At 55.2% G+C, this 20,345-nt stretch carries 12 protein-coding genes; 10 read left to right on the forward strand and 2 right to left on the reverse strand.

All coding sequences use genetic code 11. From position 1 onward, the window contains the following. Nucleotides 1-2: 2 nt before the first annotated feature. The 10 genes from nuoF (at nucleotide 3) to ACTJIK_RS21670 (ending at nucleotide 14,803) form a co-directional block, all read left to right on the forward strand. Nucleotides 3-1,316 (forward strand): NADH-quinone oxidoreductase subunit NuoF, encoded by a 1,314-nt coding sequence (gene nuoF, locus ACTJIK_RS21625; RefSeq protein WP_440649623.1) that lies wholly within the window; start codon nucleotides 3-5, stop codon nucleotides 1,314-1,316. Further along, on the forward strand, nucleotides 1,300-4,023 hold the full coding sequence (nuoG, locus tag ACTJIK_RS21630; RefSeq protein WP_440649624.1) for an NADH-quinone oxidoreductase subunit NuoG: 2,724 nt from the start codon (nucleotides 1,300-1,302) through the stop codon (nucleotides 4,021-4,023). The genes nuoF and nuoG overlap by 17 nt, the downstream gene beginning before the upstream one ends. Before the next feature lie 86 nt (nucleotides 4,024-4,109). Continuing rightward, the gene (gene nuoH, locus ACTJIK_RS21635; RefSeq protein ID WP_440649625.1) at nucleotides 4,110-5,096 is read left to right on the forward strand and encodes an NADH-quinone oxidoreductase subunit NuoH; all 987 of its coding nucleotides are present in this window, start codon (nucleotides 4,110-4,112) and stop codon (nucleotides 5,094-5,096) included. 6 nt (nucleotides 5,097-5,102) lie between these two features. Next, entirely contained in the window at nucleotides 5,103-5,618 is a 516-nt protein-coding gene (gene nuoI, locus ACTJIK_RS21640; RefSeq protein ID WP_440649626.1) for an NADH-quinone oxidoreductase subunit NuoI, read from the forward strand. A 12-nt stretch (nucleotides 5,619-5,630) separates the two neighbouring features. After that, the gene (gene nuoJ, locus ACTJIK_RS21645) at nucleotides 5,631-6,158 is read left to right on the forward strand and encodes an NADH-quinone oxidoreductase subunit J (RefSeq protein WP_440649627.1); all 528 of its coding nucleotides are present in this window, start codon (nucleotides 5,631-5,633) and stop codon (nucleotides 6,156-6,158) included. Then, a complete protein-coding gene (gene nuoK / locus ACTJIK_RS21650; RefSeq protein ID WP_440649628.1) occupies nucleotides 6,155-6,457 on the forward strand; it encodes an NADH-quinone oxidoreductase subunit NuoK in 303 nt (100 codons plus the stop codon). The genes nuoJ and nuoK overlap by 4 nt, the downstream gene beginning before the upstream one ends. A 24-nt stretch (nucleotides 6,458-6,481) precedes the next feature. Further along, entirely contained in the window at nucleotides 6,482-8,344 is a 1,863-nt protein-coding gene (nuoL, locus tag ACTJIK_RS21655) for an NADH-quinone oxidoreductase subunit L (protein ID WP_440649629.1), read from the forward strand. 21 nt (nucleotides 8,345-8,365) lie between these two features. Continuing rightward, on the forward strand, nucleotides 8,366-9,844 hold the full coding sequence (nuoM, locus tag ACTJIK_RS21660; RefSeq protein WP_440649630.1) for an NADH-quinone oxidoreductase subunit M: 1,479 nt from the start codon (nucleotides 8,366-8,368) through the stop codon (nucleotides 9,842-9,844). 12 nt (nucleotides 9,845-9,856) lie between these two features. Further along, on the forward strand, nucleotides 9,857-11,287 hold the full coding sequence (locus tag ACTJIK_RS21665) for an NADH-quinone oxidoreductase subunit N (protein WP_440649631.1): 1,431 nt from the start codon (nucleotides 9,857-9,859) through the stop codon (nucleotides 11,285-11,287). 261 nt (nucleotides 11,288-11,548) lie between these two features. Further along, nucleotides 11,549-14,803, forward strand: a complete 3,255-nt coding sequence (locus tag ACTJIK_RS21670) for a S41 family peptidase (protein ID WP_440649632.1) — start codon at nucleotides 11,549-11,551, stop codon at nucleotides 14,801-14,803. A gap of 77 nt (nucleotides 14,804-14,880) precedes the next feature. Here ACTJIK_RS21670 and ACTJIK_RS21675 read toward each other — a convergent pair whose 3' ends face one another. Both ACTJIK_RS21675 and ACTJIK_RS21680 read right to left on the reverse strand, forming a co-directional pair. After that, nucleotides 14,881-16,650, reverse strand: a complete 1,770-nt coding sequence (locus tag ACTJIK_RS21675) for a RagB/SusD family nutrient uptake outer membrane protein (RefSeq protein ID WP_440649633.1) — start codon at nucleotides 16,648-16,650, stop codon at nucleotides 14,881-14,883. An 18-nt stretch (nucleotides 16,651-16,668) separates the two neighbouring features. After that, nucleotides 16,669-19,938 carry a SusC/RagA family TonB-linked outer membrane protein gene (locus tag ACTJIK_RS21680; protein ID WP_440649634.1) on the reverse strand — a complete coding sequence of 1,090 codons (3,270 nt, stop codon included), beginning with the start codon at nucleotides 19,936-19,938 and terminating at the stop codon, nucleotides 16,669-16,671. Between the last annotated feature and the right edge of the window lie 407 nt (nucleotides 19,939-20,345).

Raw genomic sequence — 20,345 nt, forward strand, 5'->3', positions numbered from 1 at the left:
CCATGGAACGCCCGCTCACACAACATATCACCTTTCCGCCGCTCGGCCTCCGCCAGTACGAAGCCGTAGGCGGTTACCAGGCAGCCCGCAAAGCGGTGAAACACATGCAGCCGCAGGAGGTGACCGCGCTGGTGAAAGATTCAAACATGAAAGGCAGGGGCGGCGCGGGTTTCAGTACAGGCATGAAATGGAGCTTTGTGCCCATGAACGTACAGGGCCCTAAATACCTCATCTGCAACGCCGATGAAATGGAGCCCGGTACCTTCAAAGACCGCTGGCTGCTGGAAGGTAATCCACACCAGCTCATAGAAGGCATGATCGTATCCGCTTACGCCATACAGGCCACGGAATCGTTCGTATTCCTGCGCTGGGCTTACAAAGTGGCCGCGCAGGAGATCCGCAAAGCGATACAGGAAGCCTACGATGCGGGTTACCTCGGCAAAAACATCCTTGGTACCGGCTACAACCTTGAAATGCACCTGCATACCGGCGTTGGAAGATATATGTGCGGCGAAGAGACCGCGCTGCTCAATTCGCTCGAAGGCCGGCGCGCCACACCGCGCTCCAAGCCGCCTTTCCCGCAGGTGAGCGGCCTGTTCGGCAGGCCCACCATCGTGAACAATGTGGAAACGCTGAGCTACATACCGCATATCGTGAACAAAGGCGCGGACTGGTTCCAGAAGCTGAGCCTCACAGCAGACGGCGGCACGAAAATATATGGCGTAAGCGGCCGCGTGAAAAATCCCGGCGCCTGGGAACTGCCTATGGGCATCACCTTGCGCGAGCTGATAGAAGAACATGCGGGCGGCATGGCCGACGGGTACCGTTTTAAAGGCGCATTGCCCGGCGGCGCATCCACCGATTTTTTAGTGGAAGAACATATGGAGGTACCGCTCGATTTTGCAGGCGTAGCCGCAGCCGGCAGCCGCCTGGGCACCGGCACCGTGGTGGTGCTGGACGATAAGACCTGCCCCGTGGGATTCGTGCACAACCTGGAGCATTTCTTCGCACAGGAAAGCTGCGGCTTCTGCACGCCCTGCCGCGAAGGCCTGCCCTGGACGGAAAAGCTGCTGCTGGCCATAGAGAAAGGAAACGGGCGGATGGAAGACCTGGAGCTGCTGGCTTCGCAAACGCGATTGCTGGGGCCCGGCAATACGTTCTGCGCGCTCGCGCCAGGCGCCATGGAGCCGCTGCAAAGCGCACTGAAATATTTCAGGGAAGATTTTGAAAGACACATAGCCGAACAAAGCTGCCCCTACGGCAACTATCCTCATCACCATCACCTTCATTCCAAGGGTTATGAACATATTCATTGATAATAAAAAATATGAGATAAAGGAAGGCAAGAACCTGCTGGAAGCCTGTCTGCAGCTGGGGCTCAACCTCCCTTATTTCTGCTGGCATCCTTCGCTTGGTTCCGTGGGCGCCTGCCGGCAATGCGCCATTAAGCTATATAAAGATGAAGATGATCAGAAAGGCAGGATCGTAATGGGATGTATGGAACCCGTGCGCGATAACGTGCGCATTTCGCTGGAAGACCCTGATGCAAAAGGTTTCAGGGAGCAGGTGATAGGCTGGCTGATGACGAACCACCCGCACGACTGCGCCGTGTGCGACGAAGGCGGCGCCTGCCATTTGCAGGACATGACCGTGATGACGGGCCATAATTACCGCGATTACCGTTTTTCCAAACGCACCTACAACAACCAGGACCTTGGCCCTTTCCTGAACCATGAGATGAACCGCTGCATACAGTGTTACCGCTGCGTGCGCTACTACAAAGATTATGCGGGCGGCAAAGACCTGGACGTGTTTGCTGCGCACAACCATGTGTATTTCGGGCGCTGCAGCGACGGTAAGCTGGAAAGCGAATTCAGCGGTAACCTGGCGGAAGTATGCCCCACAGGCGTATTCACAGATAAGACCCTGCAATCGCATTACACCCGGAAATGGGACCTGACCTACGCTCCATCCATATGCCAGGGCTGCTCGCTCGGCTGCAACACTAGCGCCGGGGAACGCTACGGCACCCTGCGGCAGATCGCCAACCGCTACAACGGCGAAGTGAACGGTTATTTCCTCTGCGACCGCGGGCGGTACGGGTACGAGTTCGTGAACAGCTCGCAACGCATTTACGAGCCCGCCATGCGCCCGCATTCCAACGGAACGATCCACCGGGAACATATTATAGAACATGTGGCGGCAAGGCTGAAGAACAACAAGGTGATCGGCATCGGCTCGCCGCGCGCCAGCCTGGAGAGCAACTTCGCGTTGAAGCAGCTGGTGGGCGCGGAGCATTTTTATCTCGGCATGTCCGACTCGGATCACGATCACACTTCCCTTGCCCTGAAAATATTGAAAGAAGGCCCCGTGCGCACGCCTTCACTGCATGAAACAGAACATGCGGACGCTATACTCATCCTCGGCGAAGACCTTACCAATACCGCGCCCATGATGGCCCTGGCCGTGCGCCAGGCCGTGCGCCAGCAGCCCATGCACGAAGTGGAGCAGCAGCTGCACCTAGCGCAATGGCAGGATGCTCCCATGCGCGAAGCCATCCAGGACAGGAAAGGCCCGCTGTTCATCCTCAACACATTCCCCACCAAGCTGGACGAGCTGGCTACCGCCGTGCACCGCGGAGCACCGGACAATCTTGCCCGCCTTGCATTTGCCATAGCGGCCAAGCTCGGCGCGGACGTAACGCCCGTAAGCGATCTGCAGGAGGAAGAAAAAATTCTGGTAAAACAAATAACCGATGCGCTGCTCGCCGCGGAGAAACCGCTTATCATCAGCGGTTACGGTGCCGGCTGCGACCACTTTATGAAAGCAGCCGCCAACATCAGCTGGGCTTTGCAGCAGCAAGGCCGTAACCCGATGCTGAGCCTTACGTTGCCCGAGTGTAACAGTCTTGGCCTGGAAATGCTCGGCGGCCACCGCCTCGATTCAGCGATAGACGTGGTGAAACAGGGGGAGGCAGATACCATTATCATCCTGGAGAACGACCTGTACCGCCGCGCGGATGAACATGTGATAGACGAGCTGTTCCGGCATGCGAAAGAAGTGATCCTGGTAGATCATCTCTACAACCAGACCGCCGAGAAAGCCACCGTACTGCTGCCCGCGGGCACTTTCGCCGAAGCGGACGGCACCGTGGTGAATAACGAAGGCCGCGCCCAGCGGTTCTTCCAGGTGTTTGTGCCGAAAGGTTCCGTACAGGAAAGCTGGCGATGGTTCCTGCAGATAGCAGACAAGGCGCAGGTGCCGCGGCTCAGCGGCCTGCAAAACCTCGATGACATCATCTGGGCCATGTGCGTGGCAGTGCCTTTCCTGGAGCGGGTGCAGCAGATCGCACCGCATGCGGATTTCAGGATCAACGGCCAGAAGATCCCCCGCGAATCGCACCGGTACAGCGGCCGCACGGCGATGCTGGCCAACGAGAACGTGAGCGAGCCCAAGCCAGCAGATGACATTGATACTGCCTTATCCTTTACCATGGAGGGCTTCCGCGGAGAGCCGCCCGCCCCGCTGATACCCTACTTCTGGTCGCCGGGATGGAACTCTGTACAGTCCGTGAACAAATACCAGACAGAAATAGGGGGGCACCTCCACGGCGGCGACCCCGGCCTGCGGCTGCTGGAACCGCATGTGAACGGCCGGCCGCCGTACTTCAGGGAAGCACCGGACAGGTACGTGCCCATTCCGGGGCATGTGCATGTGATGCCTTTGTACAGCATTTTTGGTTCCGAAGAACTGAGCATGTACACCAAAGGCATCGCCCACGCCGCGCAGGATTTTTTCTGCATGTACATGAACCCTGAAGATATGCACCAGTGGGGCGTTTCCCCGGGCGTCTGGGTAAGCTTCGATGTAGACCATCACACTTACCAGATGGTGGCCGTTCCCAACCACTGGCTGCCGAGAGGCATTGCCGCGCTGAACGCGGGACTGCCACGCGCAAAGATCATCGACCTGCCGCAGTGCATCAGGCTGAGCGGAAGCGAAACGCTGGAGGCAGCGCGGTAAGCGGGAGGAACAGACGGCAAATGGAAAAACATAATAAAGAAGGATCGCAAACGGCGGTGGCCGCCGGAAAAATAACAGATTAGGAAATGCTGCACAGCAGCGCAAACATACTGATCATGGAAGCACATTACTGGTGGGTGATAGGCGGCGTACTATTCGTACTGCTCAATACGGCGGCCGGCCTCATATGGCTGGAACGGCGGATGCTGGCACTCTGGCAGGACCGCTACGGTCCCAACAGGGCAGGGCCTCTCGGGCTGTTCATCGTGCTGGCGGATACCATCAAGCTATTCTTCAAGGAAGACTGGATACCACCGTTTTCGGATAAGGTCGTGTTCGTGTTCGCACCCGCGGTGGTGGTGGCTTCCGTACTGATGAGCTTTACCGTCATCCCCTTCGGGCCGAATGTGCTGGTGGCGGACTGGAATATCGGGCTGCTCTTTTTCCTGGCCATGTCGTCGCTCGGCGTATACAGCGTCGTGCTGGGAGGATGGGCCTCGAATAACAAATACGCCCTGCTGGGCGCCATGCGCGGGGCTTCGCAGATGATTAGCTACGAAGTGTTCATGGGCCTGGCCCTGATGGGCGTGGTGCTGCTGAGCGGCAGCTTCAACCTGCGCGAAATAGTGGAAGCGCAGCGCGGTATGTGGTACGTGGTGCCGCAGGCGCTGGGTTTCATCATCTTTCTTATAGCGGGCGTTGCGGAAACGCACCGGCTGCCGTTTGATATACCCGAAGCGGAAAGTGAGCTGGTGGCGGGTTTCCATTCGGAATACTCCGGTATGAAGTTCGGCATGTTCTTCATCGGGGAATACCTGGGCGTTACACTGGTATCGTCCATGATCGTGACGCTGTACTTCGGCGGCTGGCTGGGGCCGGCTTTCCTGCCGGGTGTCATCTGGTTCGTGATCAAGACCTTTGTTTTTATATCGCTGTTCATCCTGCTGCGGGCGTCTATGCCCAGGCCGCGGTACGACCAGCTGATGGAATATGGCTGGAAAGTATTGTTCCCGCTCTCTTTGCTGAACCTCCTTGCAACAGCGGCGGTGAAATTAATCATGACTGACAATTGATAGCTTATGTTCAGTTTACTCAGAAGTATGTGGCTGGTGTTCCTGCATGCATTCCACAAACGGGAAACCTACCAGTACCCGGAAGAAAAAGCCCCTTTGCCCGCGCGCTGGCGCGGCCGCATCGCCCTCACCCGCGACCCTGACGGCGGCGAACGCTGCGTAGGCTGTTATCTCTGTGCGGCCGCCTGCCCGGTGGACTGCATCAGCCTCCAGGCCGCTGAAATGCCCGATGGACGAAGGTATCCGAGCTTTTTCCGCATAAACTTCTCCCGCTGCATCTTCTGCGGGTTCTGTGAAGAAGCCTGTCCTACCTACGCCATCCAGCTGCTGCCCGATTTCGAGATCGCGGAATATGACCGGCAGAACCTGGTGTATGAAAAGGAAGACCTGCTGATCAACAGCCAGGGCAAATACCCGGGTTACAACTATTATCGTGTGGCCGGCATGGCCATCGGCGGCAAAGAAAAAGGCGAAGCGAACAAAGAAGAGCCGCCGGTGAACGTGAAGAGCCTGTTACCTTAAAACATCCATCCCATGGGACCTGCATTTTATATAGCCGGGGCGGTAGCGATATTATCCACGCTGATGGTGATCACGCGTTACAATATTATGCATGCGCTGCTGTACTTCATTGTTTCGCTGCTGAGCATAGCGGTGATATTTTACCTGTACGGCGCGCCGTTTATGGCCGCCCTGGAAGTGATCGTGTATGCGGGCGCCATCATGGTGCTGATCATATTTTTCGTAATGATGCTGAACCTGGGGCCGCAAACCGCCGGGGACGAGGCCAAATGGCTTACGCCCCGCATCTGGATCGGGCCCTCCATCCTTTGTATTGTTTTACTCGCGGAACTGGTATACCTCATCCTCCAACCGGCCGGCACAGCCGGGGATGTCATCACGGTGGACCCGAAAGCGGTAGGCATGAGCTTATTCGGTCCTTACATCCTGGCGGTGGAGCTTGCGGGCATGTTGCTGATGGCCGGGATCGTAGGGGCCTATCACCTGGGCAGGCAGAAGAAAAAGATATTACACCGATTCCTTGAAAGAACTGACGTATGAATACAACCATGGAAGGCCTTATACTGGCCGGCATCTTATTCACGCTGGGCCTCATCAGCATGCTGATCAGGCGGAACATCATCTTTATGCTGGTGAGCGTGGAGATCATGCTGAACGCCGCTGGCCTTGCTTTCATTGTGGCGGCCGCCCGCTGGGGCCAGCCGGAAGGGCAGGTGATGTTCATGTTCATTCTCGCCATGGCAGCGGCTGAAGTATCTGTCGGGCTTGCCCTCATTTTACAGATCTATCACCAGCTCAAAACGCTGGACAGCGATGAGGCCAGCAAGATGAGAGGATAAAGAAGAAAATAAAATCATTCTGATATGCAGTGGATCTACCTGATACCCGCTTTGCCCTTCCTGGGCGCGCTGCTCCTGATCCTCGCCTCGCGGCGGATCGGTAAAAAAGGCGTAGCCCTCATCGGCTGCGGCAGCGTGGGCCTGGCTGCGCTGGTGACCATCATCGCGGGCCTGCAGTTCATGCAGCTGGGCAATCCCGCATTCGTGCAGCATTTGTGGGACTGGGTGAGCATCGGCACTTTCCGCATCGGCATAGACCTCAGGCTGGATGCACTTTCCCTCGTTTTTACTTTCGTGATCACTTTCGTGGGTTTCCTCATACACGTGTATTCCACCGGCTATATGGCAGACGATCCGGACTTCGCCCGTTTCTTCGCCTGCATGAACCTCTTTGTGGGCGCGATGCTTATGCTGGTGCTGGCTGATAATCTTTTGCTGCTTTACTTCGGCTGGGAAGGCGTGGGCCTTTGCAGTTACCTGCTGATCGGGTTTTGGTATAAAGACCCCGCCAATGGCGCGGCTGCCCGCAAAGCATTTATTGTAACACGCGTGGGAGACACTGCCATGGCCATTGCATTGTTCCTGCTGGTGCAGCACACCGGCAGCCTGCAGCTGAGCACAGTACTTGCGAAGGCGCAGGAGCTATGGTCGGCCGGCGACCCAACGGTGGTGCTGATCGCTTTCCTCTTATTGGGCGGCGCGGTGGGCAAAAGCGCGCAATTGCCGTTGCAAACCTGGCTGCCCGATGCCATGGCCGGCCCTACACCGGTGAGCGCGCTCATTCATGCGGCCACGATGGTAACGGCCGGCGTTTACCTGGTGGCACGCACCAATGTATTATTTATCCTTTCTCCTTCCGCACAGGCGGCAGTGGCTATCGTGGGCGCCGTTACCTTATTGCTGGCCGGTTGCAGCGCATTTGTACAAACGGACATCAAGCGGGTGCTGGCATATTCCACCATCAGCCAGATCGGCTATATGTTCCTCGCACTGGGTGTTGGCGCGTGGAGCGCGGCCATCTTCCATTTCATGACCCATGCCTTCTTCAAAGCATTGTTATTCCTTGGTGCGGGCGCCGTTATCGTGGCGCTGCATCATGAGCAGGATATGTTCAAAATGGGCGGCCTGCGCAAATCGCTGCCGGGCGTATTCCTCGTGTTCCTGGTAGGCTCCGCTTCACTGGCGGCATTGCCGTTTGTGACCTCGGGCTTTTATAGCAAAGACCAGATCGTATGGCTGGCGGGAGCTTCCGCGAACGGAAGCGCTTTTTATTCGCTGGCCGCCATACTCGGGGCTTTCATTACGGCGGCCTATACCGCGCGGATGATATTCCTCGTCTTCTTCGGAAACGAAAAAACGCATGTGCACCACCGTCCCGGGCCGGTGATGATGATACCGTTGTACATACTGGCGGTATTGTCTACGCTGGCCGGATTTATTGAGCTGCCGCACACGCTCGGGCATGTTACCCTGCTCAGCGATTTCCTGTCGCCGGTATTGCCTGCGGTAATAACGGACCATGGCGGGCTGGCGCTGGAGTGGGGGATGCAGGGCCTTACCGTGGCATTGTGCGCGCTGGCTATCTGGCTGGCCTGGCGCTTGCTGGCCGCGCCTTTCCCCTCGGGCCTGAAACAGTTCCTCAAAAACGGCTGGGGCTTCGACGATGCGTACCGCGTGTTGTTCGTGCAGCCTTTTGTGCAGCTGGCCAGGCTGAACAGGAAAGATATTGTCGATAAGGTATATACAGGTCTTGCGTCCGTTACCCGCGGCTTCCACCGTATGATGTCCGCCACGCAAAGCGGTATTCTCCGCTGGTATGTGATGGGTATCGTGATGGGTGCCGTCATTATCCTGTCTGTGATCATCTGGCGGGAATACGCCGTCTGAACCCTTTAAAATATTGATACAATGATCCTCCTCGCCTTCATACTCTTACCCATCCTGGGCGCATTTGTGGCCTGGCTTTCCGCGGCGGTGAACAGATCGCTGCCGCGCTGGGTGGCCCTGCTGGTAATGCTGGCCGGGCTGGTGCTTTCTGCCGGGCTCTGGTGGCAGGTGCAGGACGATGTGTATTTCATCGGCGACCGCTGGCTGGAAACCTGCGAGCTACCGTGGATGCCGCGTTTCGGCATCAGCTTCTCGCTGGCGCTGGACGGCCTGAGCCTGCTTATGCTGGTGCTCACCTTTTTCCTCGGCGCACTGTCTGTTATGGTATCCTGGAATGAAATAAAAGAACGGGTTGGCTTCTTTCACTTCAATCTCTTATTTGTGCTGGGCGGCATTGCCGGCGTATTCCTCACGATGGATCTTTTCCTGTTCTATTTTTTCTGGGAAGTGATGCTCATTCCCATGTATTTCCTGATCGGCATCTGGGGGCATGGCAACCGTGTTTACGCCGCATTCAAATTTTTCCTGTTCACACAGGCGGGCGGGCTGCTGATGTTGCTGGCCATACTGGGATTGTATTTCATTCATGCGTCCGCTACCGGCACTTTCACCTTTTCTTACTTCACCCTGCTCAATACCCCGATGGCCGTTGAGACCGGGCGCTGGCTGATGCTGGGCTTCCTCGTTGCGTTCCTTGTGAAGCTGCCTGCATTCCCGTTCCACACCTGGCTGCCTGACGCGCATACGGAAGCGCCCACCGCGGGTTCCGTGATACTGGCCGGGCTGTTGCTTAAAACGGGGGCGTACGGCATCCTGCGTTTCGTAATACCCTTGTTTCCCGAAGCATCGCAGTTCTTTGCGCCCTGGATCATGCTGCTGGGCGCCATCGGCATATTGTACGGGGGCAAGCTGGCGTATGCGCAAACCGATTTTAAGAGGCTGGTGGCCTATACCAGCGTGAGCCATATGGGATTTGTGCTGGTAGGCGCGTTTGCATTCAATGCCCTGGCCTACCAGGGAGTGGTGATGCAGATGATCACCCATGGCATCAGTACGGGGGCGCTGTTCATGATCGCCGGTTCGCTGTATGAAAGGCTGCATACGCGCGAGCTGGAACAGATGGGCGGGTTGTGGCCGGCATTGCCGAAAATGGGCGTGGTCACCATGGTGTTCGTGATGGCGTCGCTGGGTTTGCCGGGGCTGGGCAATTTCATTGCAGAATTCCTGATACTGGCGGGAAGCTGGCAGGCCGCGCCCTGGATCACGATCGCGGCAACCATCGGTTTGGTGGTGGCTACGGTATACAGCCTGCGCATCATGCAGAAAGTATTTTTCGGCGCTTCGCAGCGTGAATATAAACTGCCGGACCTGAGCCTGCGCGAAATGCTGATGATGGTGCCGCTTATTATTGCTATCATCTGGCTGGGCGTGTATCCGCAGCCGGTGATCAACGTGGCGGGCAGGGCAATGCCTTCCGTGGCGATTCAATCAACTAAATAAAAAACAAAGGGTATGTCCGCTTCAGACCTTCTCAGTTTACTCCCTTTGCTGATCATCAGCGGGGCCGCCGTGGTAGCGATATTGCTGGTGGCCATCCGGCGCAATCACCGGGTGATGCATGCTTTTACGGTGTTTGCATTCATCTGCGCGCTGGTAGCTTTATATTTCCAGCCTTATGCCGTGCCTTACGTGATAGCGCCGCTTTTCGTGGTGGACGCGTTTGCGCTTTTTAATACCGGATTGATACTCCTGGCGGGTTTGAGCGTGCTGTTCCTCTCTTACAGTTATTTCGAACAGCGCGAAGAACGGAAGGAAGAATATTATATCCTCCTGCTGCTGGCCACGGTCGGCGGTATGGTGCTGGTCATCAGCCAGCATTTCATTTCCCTGTTCCTCGGCCTTGAAACCATGAGCATCAGCCTCTACGGCCTTATTGCCTATCTGCGCGCACGGGAACGGTCGGACGAGGCGGGAATCAAATATCTGCTGCTGGCAGCGCTTTCCTCTGCTTTCCTGCTGTTCGGCATGGCGCTGGTGTATGCTGAATCGGGGAGGATGGACTTTAACGGCATAGGGGCATACCTCGCTGGCATACATACCGCGCCTGTGGCGGTAGTGGCAGGTTTCGGGCTGATGGTGATAGGAGTGGGCTTCAAGCTGGGCATTGTGCCTTTCCATATGTGGGCGCCGGATATTTATGAAGGAGCCCCGCTGCCGGTGGCAGCCTACATCGCCACGGTGTCCAAAGGCAGCATGCTGGTACTGCTGATGCGCTTCTACAGGGATATTAACGGATACGAATACACGATACTGTGGTGGGTGTTCGCCATTATTGCCATGGCCAGCATGTTTGCCGGCAACTGGCTGGCGCTTATGCAGCAGAATGTGAAGCGGCTGCTGGCTTATTCGTCCATCGCGCATATGGGTTACATTCTAATCGCGTTCCTTGCAGGCCAGGAGGCAGGGCAGGAAGCGGTGATCTTTTACCTGGTGGCCTACGTGATCACCAGCATCGGCGCGTTCGGCGTGCTGGCCCTGATGTCTGACGAAAAAAACGATGCGGAGAACCTGCAGGACTTCGGTGGCCTGTTCTGGCGGCAGCCCTGGCTGGCGGCCATTTTTACCGGCATGTTGCTCTCCCTGGCAGGCATACCGCTCACGGCCGGCTTTATCGGGAAGTTCTACGTAGTGGCGGCAGGGGTGGATGCCGAATTGTGGCTGCTGCTTATCCTGCTGGTGGTCAACAGCGTGATCGGGCTTTTCTATTACATCCGCCTGGTTGCTATTATGTTCCAGCCGCTGCCCGGGCCGGTTGTGCGCAAACGGATGCCCTTCTTCGGCATATTCGCGCTGTCGGCGCTGATGGGGCTGCTGTTGTGGCTTGGCGTATATCCTTCAGCGCTGATCGCCGTTATCAGGAACATGATGCTGACCATGGGCTGATCCTTTCCCTCATCATACACCGCACGCCTGTTCGTTTTGAGCAGGCGTGTTTGTTTTGAAAGGTCCTGCTGACCGCATTTAAAGCCTTAAAACGGCCCTCCGCGTCCGCTTCCGGACACTTTCCCGCACCAGCGCCCCTCGTCCTGCTTTTCCCGCCATTTGTCCATTTACCACTATTCCGCCAGCCCTTCTTGTCGCTTTTTCCATTATTTTGCACTATTGCCAATTCGATTTATACCTTTTACAACCCAAGAACCGCTTATGATGCATCGACTATTGAAGCTGTCCGGGTGGGCCCTCCTGACCGCAGGCACACTGTCCGCCCACGCGCAGTCTGAAACCAAACTCTTAAGAAACCCGGCAGTCAGCGAAAAGCACATCGCTTTCATGTACGCCGGGGACATCTGGATCGCTAACCGCAACGGCTCATCGCCCGTACGCCTTACCGTAAACCCCGCCTTCGAGCAGGACCCCTACTTTTCCCCTGATGGAAAGTGGATCGCGTTTACGGGGAATTACGACGGTAACTCCGATGTGTACATCGTTCCCATTGAAGGGGGCGACCCGCAGCGCGTGACCTTCCACCCCGCCCGCGACCTGGTGCGTGGCTGGATCGGCAACGACCGCATCCTCTTCACGTCCGGTGCCACTTCGCCTACCATGAGAACCTCCCAGCTGTTCTCCGTAAGCATCAAAGGCGGCCTGCCGCAGGTACATGCAAGGATACCGGAAGCGAGCCAGGGAGCTATATCGCCTGACGGCAAATTCACCGCTTATATCAAAAATCCTGATCCCGCCGAAGGTTCGGTAGGCAGCTGGCGGCCGTTTAAGCGCTACCGCGGCGGCTGGATGCCCAGGATATGGATATTCAACAACACCACGGCGCAGATCGAAGAAATTCCCGCCGCCAATTCCAACAACGTACGTCCGGTATGGGTCGGCAAAAGCGTGTATTTCCTCAGCGACCGCAATCACACCGTGAACATTTTCCGGTACGATACAGACAGCAAGCAGGTTACACAGGTTACCAAATTCAGCAATGCTGATGTAAAGACCCTCACTTCCGACGGTAAAACGCTGGCGTTTGAGCAGGATGCCACCATTCACCTGCTGAACCCCGCCAATAACGAAGTGACCGACGTGCCGGTTTCCATCCGCGCGGATATTCCTTACAAGCGCCCGCGTTACGAAACCATAAGGTCTTTTGAAAGCGTAACGATCTCCCCGACCGGCCAGCGGCTGCTGGTGCAGGGCAGGGGCGAGATATTCTCCGTGCCGAAAGAAAAAGGCGATGTGCGCAATATTTCCAATTCCCCCGGCACACACGAAAGAGCGCCGGACTGGTCGCCTGATGGCAAATGGATATCTTACCTGTCAGACAAGGATGGCAACTACAAGCTGATCCTCCGTGACCAGAAAGCGCAGAAAGCGCCTGTGGAAATTGAGCTGGGCAAAACCGTGTATTATTTCGATCCCACCTGGAGCCCGGACAGCAAGAAGATCGTATTCAGCGACGCGCACTTCAACCTGTTCTACCTCGATGTGGCTTCCAAAAAGGTCACGAAGGTGGATACCTATACCAATGGTTCTATTCCATCCGGCGGTTCCAACGTGTTCGCGCCTTCCTGGAGCCCCGATTCCAAATACCTTACCTACGTGAACCTGCAGCCTAACGGCTTCGACGGCGTATACCTCTACAGCCTGGAATCCGGCAAGAGCGTGCAGGTAACCGATGCCATGGCGGACGCGGGCACCCCGACCTTCAGCGCAGACGGCAAATACATCTTCTTCCCGGCCAGCACCAACAGCGGGATGGCCATCAGCGGGCTGCACATGCAGACCTACGAAAGGAGAGTGATGTCCAACATCTACGCGGTACTGCTGTCCAGATCAACCCCCACCATCTTCACCCCTCAAAGCGATGAAGAAGCGATAAAAGAAGCAGATAAAGAGAAAGAAAAGGATACGAAGAAAGACAGCTCAAAAGCTGCAAAACCTGAATCCGATGTGGATTTTGACGGTATACAGGACCGCATCATCGCGCTCCCGCTGCCTGCGGGCAACTACCGTTCGCTAAGCGGCCAGGTGAAAGACAAGCTGTTCTATATTTCCGACGACGAGATCCGTTACTACGACCTGAAAGAACGTAAGGCGGAAACCTTCTCCAAAGGCTTCGGTTATATGATCAGCGCCGATGGTAAGAAGATATTGCTGGCCAGCGGCGGTAATTACCAGATCGTGGACGCCGGCCGCAAACCCGGCCCGGGCGAGGGCAAGGTGGAAGTTTCCAGCGTCAGCATGTTAGTGGATCCCGTTGCCGAATGGAAACAGATATTCGACGAAGTGTACAAGATCGAAAAGGATTTCTTTTATGTAAAGAACATGCACGGTGTGGACTGGGACGCGAACAAGAAACGTTATGCCGCGCTGCTGCCTTACGTGAGCAACCGCGCGGACCTTTCTTACCTGGTGAACGAAATGATGAGTGAAATGGTGGTAGGCCACAACTACGTAAGCGGCGGCGATATACCATCAGGCCCGAACGTTAGCACCGGCTTGCTGGGTGCGGACTACGAAATACACAACGGCAAATACCGCATCAAAAAAATATACACCAACGAACGCTGGTACCCCACCAACAAAGCGCCGCTCGGTGTGCCCGGCACAAACGTGAAAGAAGGCGATTACATTCTGGCCGTGAACGGCAGGGAGCTGACGGAGAACGTGAGCATCGACCAGCTGCTGGAGGGCCAGGTGGGCCGCCAGGTGGTGCTGAAAGTGAACAGCCAGCCCGGTGAAAGCGGTGCGCGGGAGATCACCGTTGAGCCCGTGTCCATTATGGACGAAATGGCCCTGCGCCATTCGGACTGGGTGGAAGGCAACCGCCGCAAGGTGGACCAGCTCAGCAACGGGAAGATAGCATACGTGTATATGCTCAATACGGGCCAGCAGGGTTACACTTCTTTCAACCGCATGTTCTTCGCGCAAACCGACAAGAAGGCGCTGCTGCTGGACGAACGTTTCAACGGCGGCGGTTCTGTGGCGGATTACGTGATCGATATCCTGGACCGTGAGGTCCTTAGCTACTGGGGCGTGCGCGACGGGCGCAGCTTTACCACCCCCGGCAATTCCATCTACGGCCCCAAAGCCATGCTGATCAACGAATACGCGGGCTCCGGCGGCGATATGATGCCCTGGATGTTTTCCCAGAAGAAGCTCGGCAAGCTTATCGGCAAGCGCACCATGGGCATCCTGGTGGGCATCAGCGGGTATCCTTCGCTGATAGACGGCGGTTCTGTTACTTCCCCGAGCTTTGGTATCTACGACACCAAAGGCAACTGGATCATAGAGAATTACGGAACGCCCGCGGATATTGAAGTGGAGCAGACCCCGGCCGACGTGATCGCAGGCCGTGACCCGCAGCTGGAAAAAGGCGTGCAGGTGTTGCTGGACGAACTGAAAACAAAATCATATGAACCGGTGCCGAAACCGGCAGACCCGGTGAGAGTGAAGTAATATTCACATTGATAAAAAGAAAGAGGCCGTCCCGGAATAATCCAGGACGGCCTCTCTGTATTAGTAAATGCGGCTGTTTACAGCCCGTCTACCCACTTTGGATTCTGTGTGAGATTCTTGTTCAGCTGCCTTTCCTGGATGGGAATTGGTTGCAGGTAATCTCTCTCTTCGTTGAAGGTTTTGGTGGTGCTGCGATTGATGATCACATTGCCGCCTGTAGCGCCGTTTTCGAGGTCGATGTCGGTGCCCAGCTTGAAGTACTGGATGCCTTTTATCTGCGGATCAGGTTTGGCGCCGGTATAAATGTATACGTCTACCGTGCCGTTCCTGTCGAGGTCATACTGGCCCGCACCGGGGAAATACATGCCTTTGAACTGGCGTACATTGGATGAGCCGGATTTCCAGCGCATCAGATCGTTCCAGCGGTAGCTTTCCATTACAAGCTCGATCCTTCTTTCGCGGCGGATCTCAAGGATCAACCCTTTGTTGGGGCTGGTTATCCCGGTATATTGACTGTTCATGTACGGGTCAATATTTGTATTGGCGGCAGCCATATTCAGGTTGGGCATGCCCACGCGGTCGCGCAGCAGCTTGATGGACCTGTCGATGTTCGGCTGTGTGATGGAATCCAGTTCTGCCATGGCTTCCGCATAGTTCAGCAGCACTTCGGCATACCTGAAAACGGGCATGGAGTTGATGGAGCGGTTGAAGGAGTCGAAAGACATATCCGTTACGAACTTTATCAGCTGGTAACCGGTCACGCTTGCGCCGAAGTCGGGCACCAGCCTGGCGGTAGCGCCGATGCGGGTATAGCCCGGCGTGCGGATGGTTTGAGAAAGGCGCGGGTCGCGGTTCTGGGTTTCAGCATAAAAGGTGATGGTGTCATACCGTGGGATGTCCGTAAAACGGGTACCGTCCTTCATCAGGTAGCTGTTCACCAGTTGTTTGTCGAGCCCGGGTTTGCCGTAGGAAGAAGTGATCGTATAGTAGTTAACGTTATGCCATACGGATAATTCATTGCTGAAGGTCTTGGCGAGGATGATCTCCTGTTTAACCGGGGCAATGGAAGCGAACAGCTCGAGGTATGCTTTTTCGGGAGTGGAGGTATACAGCTGGTATACGCCGCTTTTCATCAGTTCATCAGAAGCCTGCGCGGCTTTTGAAAGTAGCGGGCGCCAATCGGCTGTTGTGAAGCCCATTTCAGGATGATATTTCCTGAAAGTGCCTTCGAAGAGGCAAACGCGCGATTTCAGCGCCAGTGCCGTGTATTTAGAGATCATTTCCGCGGAAACCGGGAAAGTGGCGAGGTCCATATTGGCGATCGCGTAGTCGAGATCGGCCAAGATGGAGTCTACAACCACCCTGCGGGGATCCCTTGCTTTCTGTAGCATCAAAGAATCTTCCTGCTGAATGGTATGTGAGTACCAGGGTACGTCGCCAAAGCGCTGCACTTTGTCGAAATAAAAATAAGCGCGGAAGAATTTCGCTGCGCCTGCAAACCGTGCTGCCTGGGCTTCGGGCATCACGCGATTATAGTTATCGAGGAAGAAATTGATCTTGCGCAGTTCGTTCCAGGTCCAGTTGCCGCCATTCAGGGGCACGGTACGCCTGCCGGTCACCATATCGCTCAGCGACTGTTTCACGACGTTGTCGATATCTTCGTTGTAAACACCTTCTGCGGAAGGGAAAGCGCTGTAAAGGGAGTTGATGTAGAATTTCAGCTCGTTGTCGTTGTTGAAGTACTGGTCGGGCGCAACCTGCGAAAGCGGCTCACGGTCCATGAACTTGCTGCAACTGCTAAACAGGCTTGCTCCCGCGAGCGCAAATATTGAGATATACTTTTTCATTTCAATGCTTTTTTGTGGTTAGAAAGACAGGTCCAGGCCGGCGGAATAGGTTTTACCGAACGGATACACACGGCCGTTTGCATCAGCAGCGGCCTGCTCCGGATCGATGTATTTGGATTCCAGTTTCGTCCAGGTTACCAGGTTGTCTCCGCTTACATATATGCGCAGACGGCTGAGTTTAACGCGTTTCAGCAGGTTATCCGGCAGGGAGTAACCGATGGTGAGGTTTTTCAGGCGCAGGTATGCCAGGTCCTGCATGTACTTGTCGTTCGTATTGGTAAGCGGGTTGTTGCCGTTGAGGGCGATGTAACCACGCAGGCGTGGGAAGTAGCTGTCCTGGCCTCTTTCGGGCGTCCAGATCAGGTCCGGGAAATTGGTGGGCAGAAATGAATAGTAAGGGCGGCTATAGGGACCCCAGAATTTGTCCGCGTTGGCGCCGGGGTACCAGTTCTTTTTACCAATGCCCTGGAAGAAGAAGGACAGGTCGATGCCGTTCCAGCTCGCGCTGCCGTTAAAGCCGTAAGGGTAGCGGATCTGGTTGTTGCCGAGGTACACCAGATCTCCATGGTTGTCCAGGGTATTCAGGCCGTTGTTGATAACGCCGTTGGCGTCAATATCTTTAAATCTCAGGTCACCTGCACGCAGCCTGTTCCATTGGCCGGAAGCGCTTTTGATGTTGGAGCCTACGAGATCCTGGTTCACTTTTGCCTGCCATGCGGCGGCTTCTTCGTCTGAATTAAAATATCCATCCGTTACATAACCCCACATGTCGCCATAGCGCTGGCCTACATAATAATCGCTGAGCAGCTTGTTCCGGTTATCGAAGCGGGTGATAACTGAAGAGAAGTCGCTCAGATTGGCGCCTATACTGTACATGAAGGGTTTACCCGCGAGCATGAACTGGTCGTTGTAGGTGATGTTCAGCTCGAAGCCTTTGGTACGGAGGTCGCCCGCGTTTTCCTGCGGTTCGCCGGTACCGAATACCACGGGCAGGGTCTTACCCTTCGTGAGCATGTCTTTAGTATCGCGGATATAATAGTCGAAGTTCACCAGGATCTTGTTCTGCAACAGTCCCAGGTCGATACCAATGTTCTGCGATGCGGTCTTTTCCCAGGTCAGCGTTTTGGAGATCGCATTGGGCGAAGTGAGATATTCGAGTTTTTTGCCGCCGGCGATCCAGTCGAGCGTACCGCGATTCAGCAGCGGAATGTACGGGTATGCGCTGGAGGTCACCTGGTTGCCGAGCTGACCGTAAGAGGCGCGTATTTTCAGGTCGCTTACCACATTTTTCACGGGTTCAAAGAAGGGCTCTTCGCTTACTCTCCAGCCTGCGGATACAGACGGGAAGAAGCCGAAGCGCTGGCCTTTCGGAAAGCGGGTGGTACCGTCGTAGCGGCCATTCAGTTCCAGCAGGTACTTGCCTTTGTAATCGTAGTTGGCCCGTGCAAAGAAACCTAACAGGGCCCACTCGCTTTGCGCGCCGCCGATGGTATAATAACCGGAACCGAGGCTGATGTCATAAAGATCCTGCGAAAGCAGGTCGCCCCTTTCGGATGTGATGCGTTTGAATTGTTTGAGTTCCTGGTTGTAACCGGCCATGAACTTTACGTTGTGCTTGCCGTAACTTTTATTGAACTCGCCGTAGGCATTGGCAACGTGATACATGTCGTTGTTGGTTTCTTCCCGCATGAAGTCCGGGCGGGGAACCTTGCTGATCACGCCGGGATAGATGGAATAAGGAGCGGAAGCCTGCCTGTAAGAGGAATTGGTGGGCGCGTCATTATCCCTGGCGGGGTTGAGCGTAAAGGTATAGTTGGCGAACAGGTTGATGTTTTTGTTCAGTTTTATCATTACGCCCCAATTGCTCATCAGCTCATTCCAGCGGTCCACGCCCTTGTTTTTACCATACAGCAGGTCTGCAAACAGCCCGTCACCGATCTGGTAGTTGTTCAGCGCGGTGATGTAGGTGGCCGTGCCATCAGGATTCTGCGGAAGATAGGAGGGAAGGGCATGCACAGTTGAGTTCACGAAGTTCGTGTTCGGGTTCCACCCGGGATAGGTGTATTTAGCGATCATGAACTGTGTGTTGTTGGTGAACGTCAGCCAGTCGTTAGCCCTTACGGTCAGCTTGGTGCGCAGGTTGTAGGACTTGTATTCATCACGGTTGTAGCGCATCATGCCTTTTTTGTTGTACATGCGGCCAGACAGCAGGAAGTCTACCTTTTCCGTGCCGCCGGAAATGCTGAGGCTATGTTCCATTGCATCCTGGGTAGGACGGAAAAATTCATCCCACCAATCGGTATGCCCGTAATACACATACTGGTCTTTGTTATTGCGGTTATCTACAATCACCGTAGGCAGTGATTTATCCGTCTGGCGTTTTTTCAGTTCTTCCATGTCCTGCGGCGTATAACGCGTATAGGTGTTACCGGTAGTAACGAGAAAGGCTTCGTCGTTGAGCACGGCGGAAGTATACCCGTCTGTAATGAAATCTGTGCTTACGGTAGACCTGGAGGAGGAGAAGTTGTTGCCGTAGTTCACGGTCAGCTTGCCTCTTTTGGCGGCTTTGGTGGTTACCAGGATCACGCCGAAAGCAGCGCGGGCACCGTAGATGGCGGCTGCGGATGCGTCTTTGAGCATCGTGATGCTTTCGATGTCGCGCGGGTTCACGTTATTCATAGAGCCGGGTACACCGTCTATCAGTACCAGCGGGCTGGCACCGGAGCTGAGCGGGTTGTTGCCGCGTACGTTAAAGCGGCCGTTGGCGCCGGGCCTGCCGTCCGTAAAGCTGATGTTCAGGCCAGGCATCGCGCCTTGCAGCGCCTGTGTTACGTTGGCAACCGGGCGGTTTTCCAGCACTTTTGAATCCACCACAGACACGGCGCCGGTAAGGTTCACTTTTTTCTGCGTGCCGTAACCAATCACTACCAGTTCATTCAGCTTCCGGTCTCCTTCCTGGAGCTGTATGGTAAGCGTGTTGTTGCCGTTGTTGAGGATTTTGTCCTTGATCACTTGCGGTTCATACCCGATAAAGCTGAAGGTGATCTGCAAAGGAACGCCCGCGGGCAGGTTACTGAGCGTGTAGCTGCCGTTGCCGAGCGACGCAGTGCCTTTGCGCTGGCCGTCCGCCGTTCGGACTTCTACTGAAACGCCCGGGAGTTGTTCCCCTGTAGAGCTTGTAATTACGCCGGATAGGGTGGCGCCGTTTTGCTGGGCATTGGCCAATGCCGGGAAAAGGCAAAGCAGCAATAGCAACCAGCCGCTGAGTGATCTAAGCGTGGTGAGCATGTTTGAAGGTTTTATAGTTATACAAATACAAAGAGTCATGAAATGACAAGCCCGTTCAGGGCAGTATCCTGCACTGTCAGTTTCACAAAGGGCGCCGGCAAATCAAATGTTAGCGGGCGCAAGTTGGGAATAAAAGAAAAGGTTTACATCTCCTTTCAGGTTAAGTAACCATTAAAGAATTGTTAAGGAATCGAAGTTTCATGCTTATCAGACTGTTTTTCAAGTTGTTAATGTGGAATATTTGTCCTCTGTAGTGTTCTCCTGCCTATTTTGGTTGTTTGTTCCTGGTTTTGTTTATATGGTTGCCGTAACAAAATAGTAAGAATTTCTTCATTTTAATAATAAAATAAAATGCATAAAGGAAAGAAATGATAATAGAAGGAAAGGATTGGAAAAGCGGGGTATGG

This window comes from Chitinophaga sp. 22620 (genome assembly GCF_052044405.1).
Lineage (GTDB): Bacteria > Bacteroidota > Bacteroidia > Chitinophagales > Chitinophagaceae > Chitinophaga.

Coding starts and splice junctions, on each gene's coding strand:
- nuoK (WP_440649628.1), top strand. CDS start 6,155: ATGAATACAACCATGGAAGGCCTTATACTGGCCGGCATCTTATTCACG.
- nuoF (WP_440649623.1), top strand. CDS start 3: ATGGAACGCCCGCTCACACAACATATCACCTTTCCGCCGCTCGGCCTC.
- ACTJIK_RS21670 (WP_440649632.1), top strand. CDS start 11,549: ATGATGCATCGACTATTGAAGCTGTCCGGGTGGGCCCTCCTGACCGCA.
- nuoJ (WP_440649627.1), top strand. CDS start 5,631: ATGGGACCTGCATTTTATATAGCCGGGGCGGTAGCGATATTATCCACG.
- nuoG (WP_440649624.1), top strand. CDS start 1,300: ATGAACATATTCATTGATAATAAAAAATATGAGATAAAGGAAGGCAAG.
- nuoL (WP_440649629.1), top strand. CDS start 6,482: ATGCAGTGGATCTACCTGATACCCGCTTTGCCCTTCCTGGGCGCGCTG.
- ACTJIK_RS21675 (WP_440649633.1), bottom strand. CDS start 16,650: ATGAAAAAGTATATCTCAATATTTGCGCTCGCGGGAGCAAGCCTGTTT.
- nuoM (WP_440649630.1), top strand. CDS start 8,366: ATGATCCTCCTCGCCTTCATACTCTTACCCATCCTGGGCGCATTTGTG.
- nuoH (WP_440649625.1), top strand. CDS start 4,110: ATGCTGCACAGCAGCGCAAACATACTGATCATGGAAGCACATTACTGG.
- nuoI (WP_440649626.1), top strand. CDS start 5,103: ATGTTCAGTTTACTCAGAAGTATGTGGCTGGTGTTCCTGCATGCATTC.
- ACTJIK_RS21680 (WP_440649634.1), bottom strand. CDS start 19,938: ATGCTCACCACGCTTAGATCACTCAGCGGCTGGTTGCTATTGCTGCTT.
- ACTJIK_RS21665 (WP_440649631.1), top strand. CDS start 9,857: ATGTCCGCTTCAGACCTTCTCAGTTTACTCCCTTTGCTGATCATCAGC.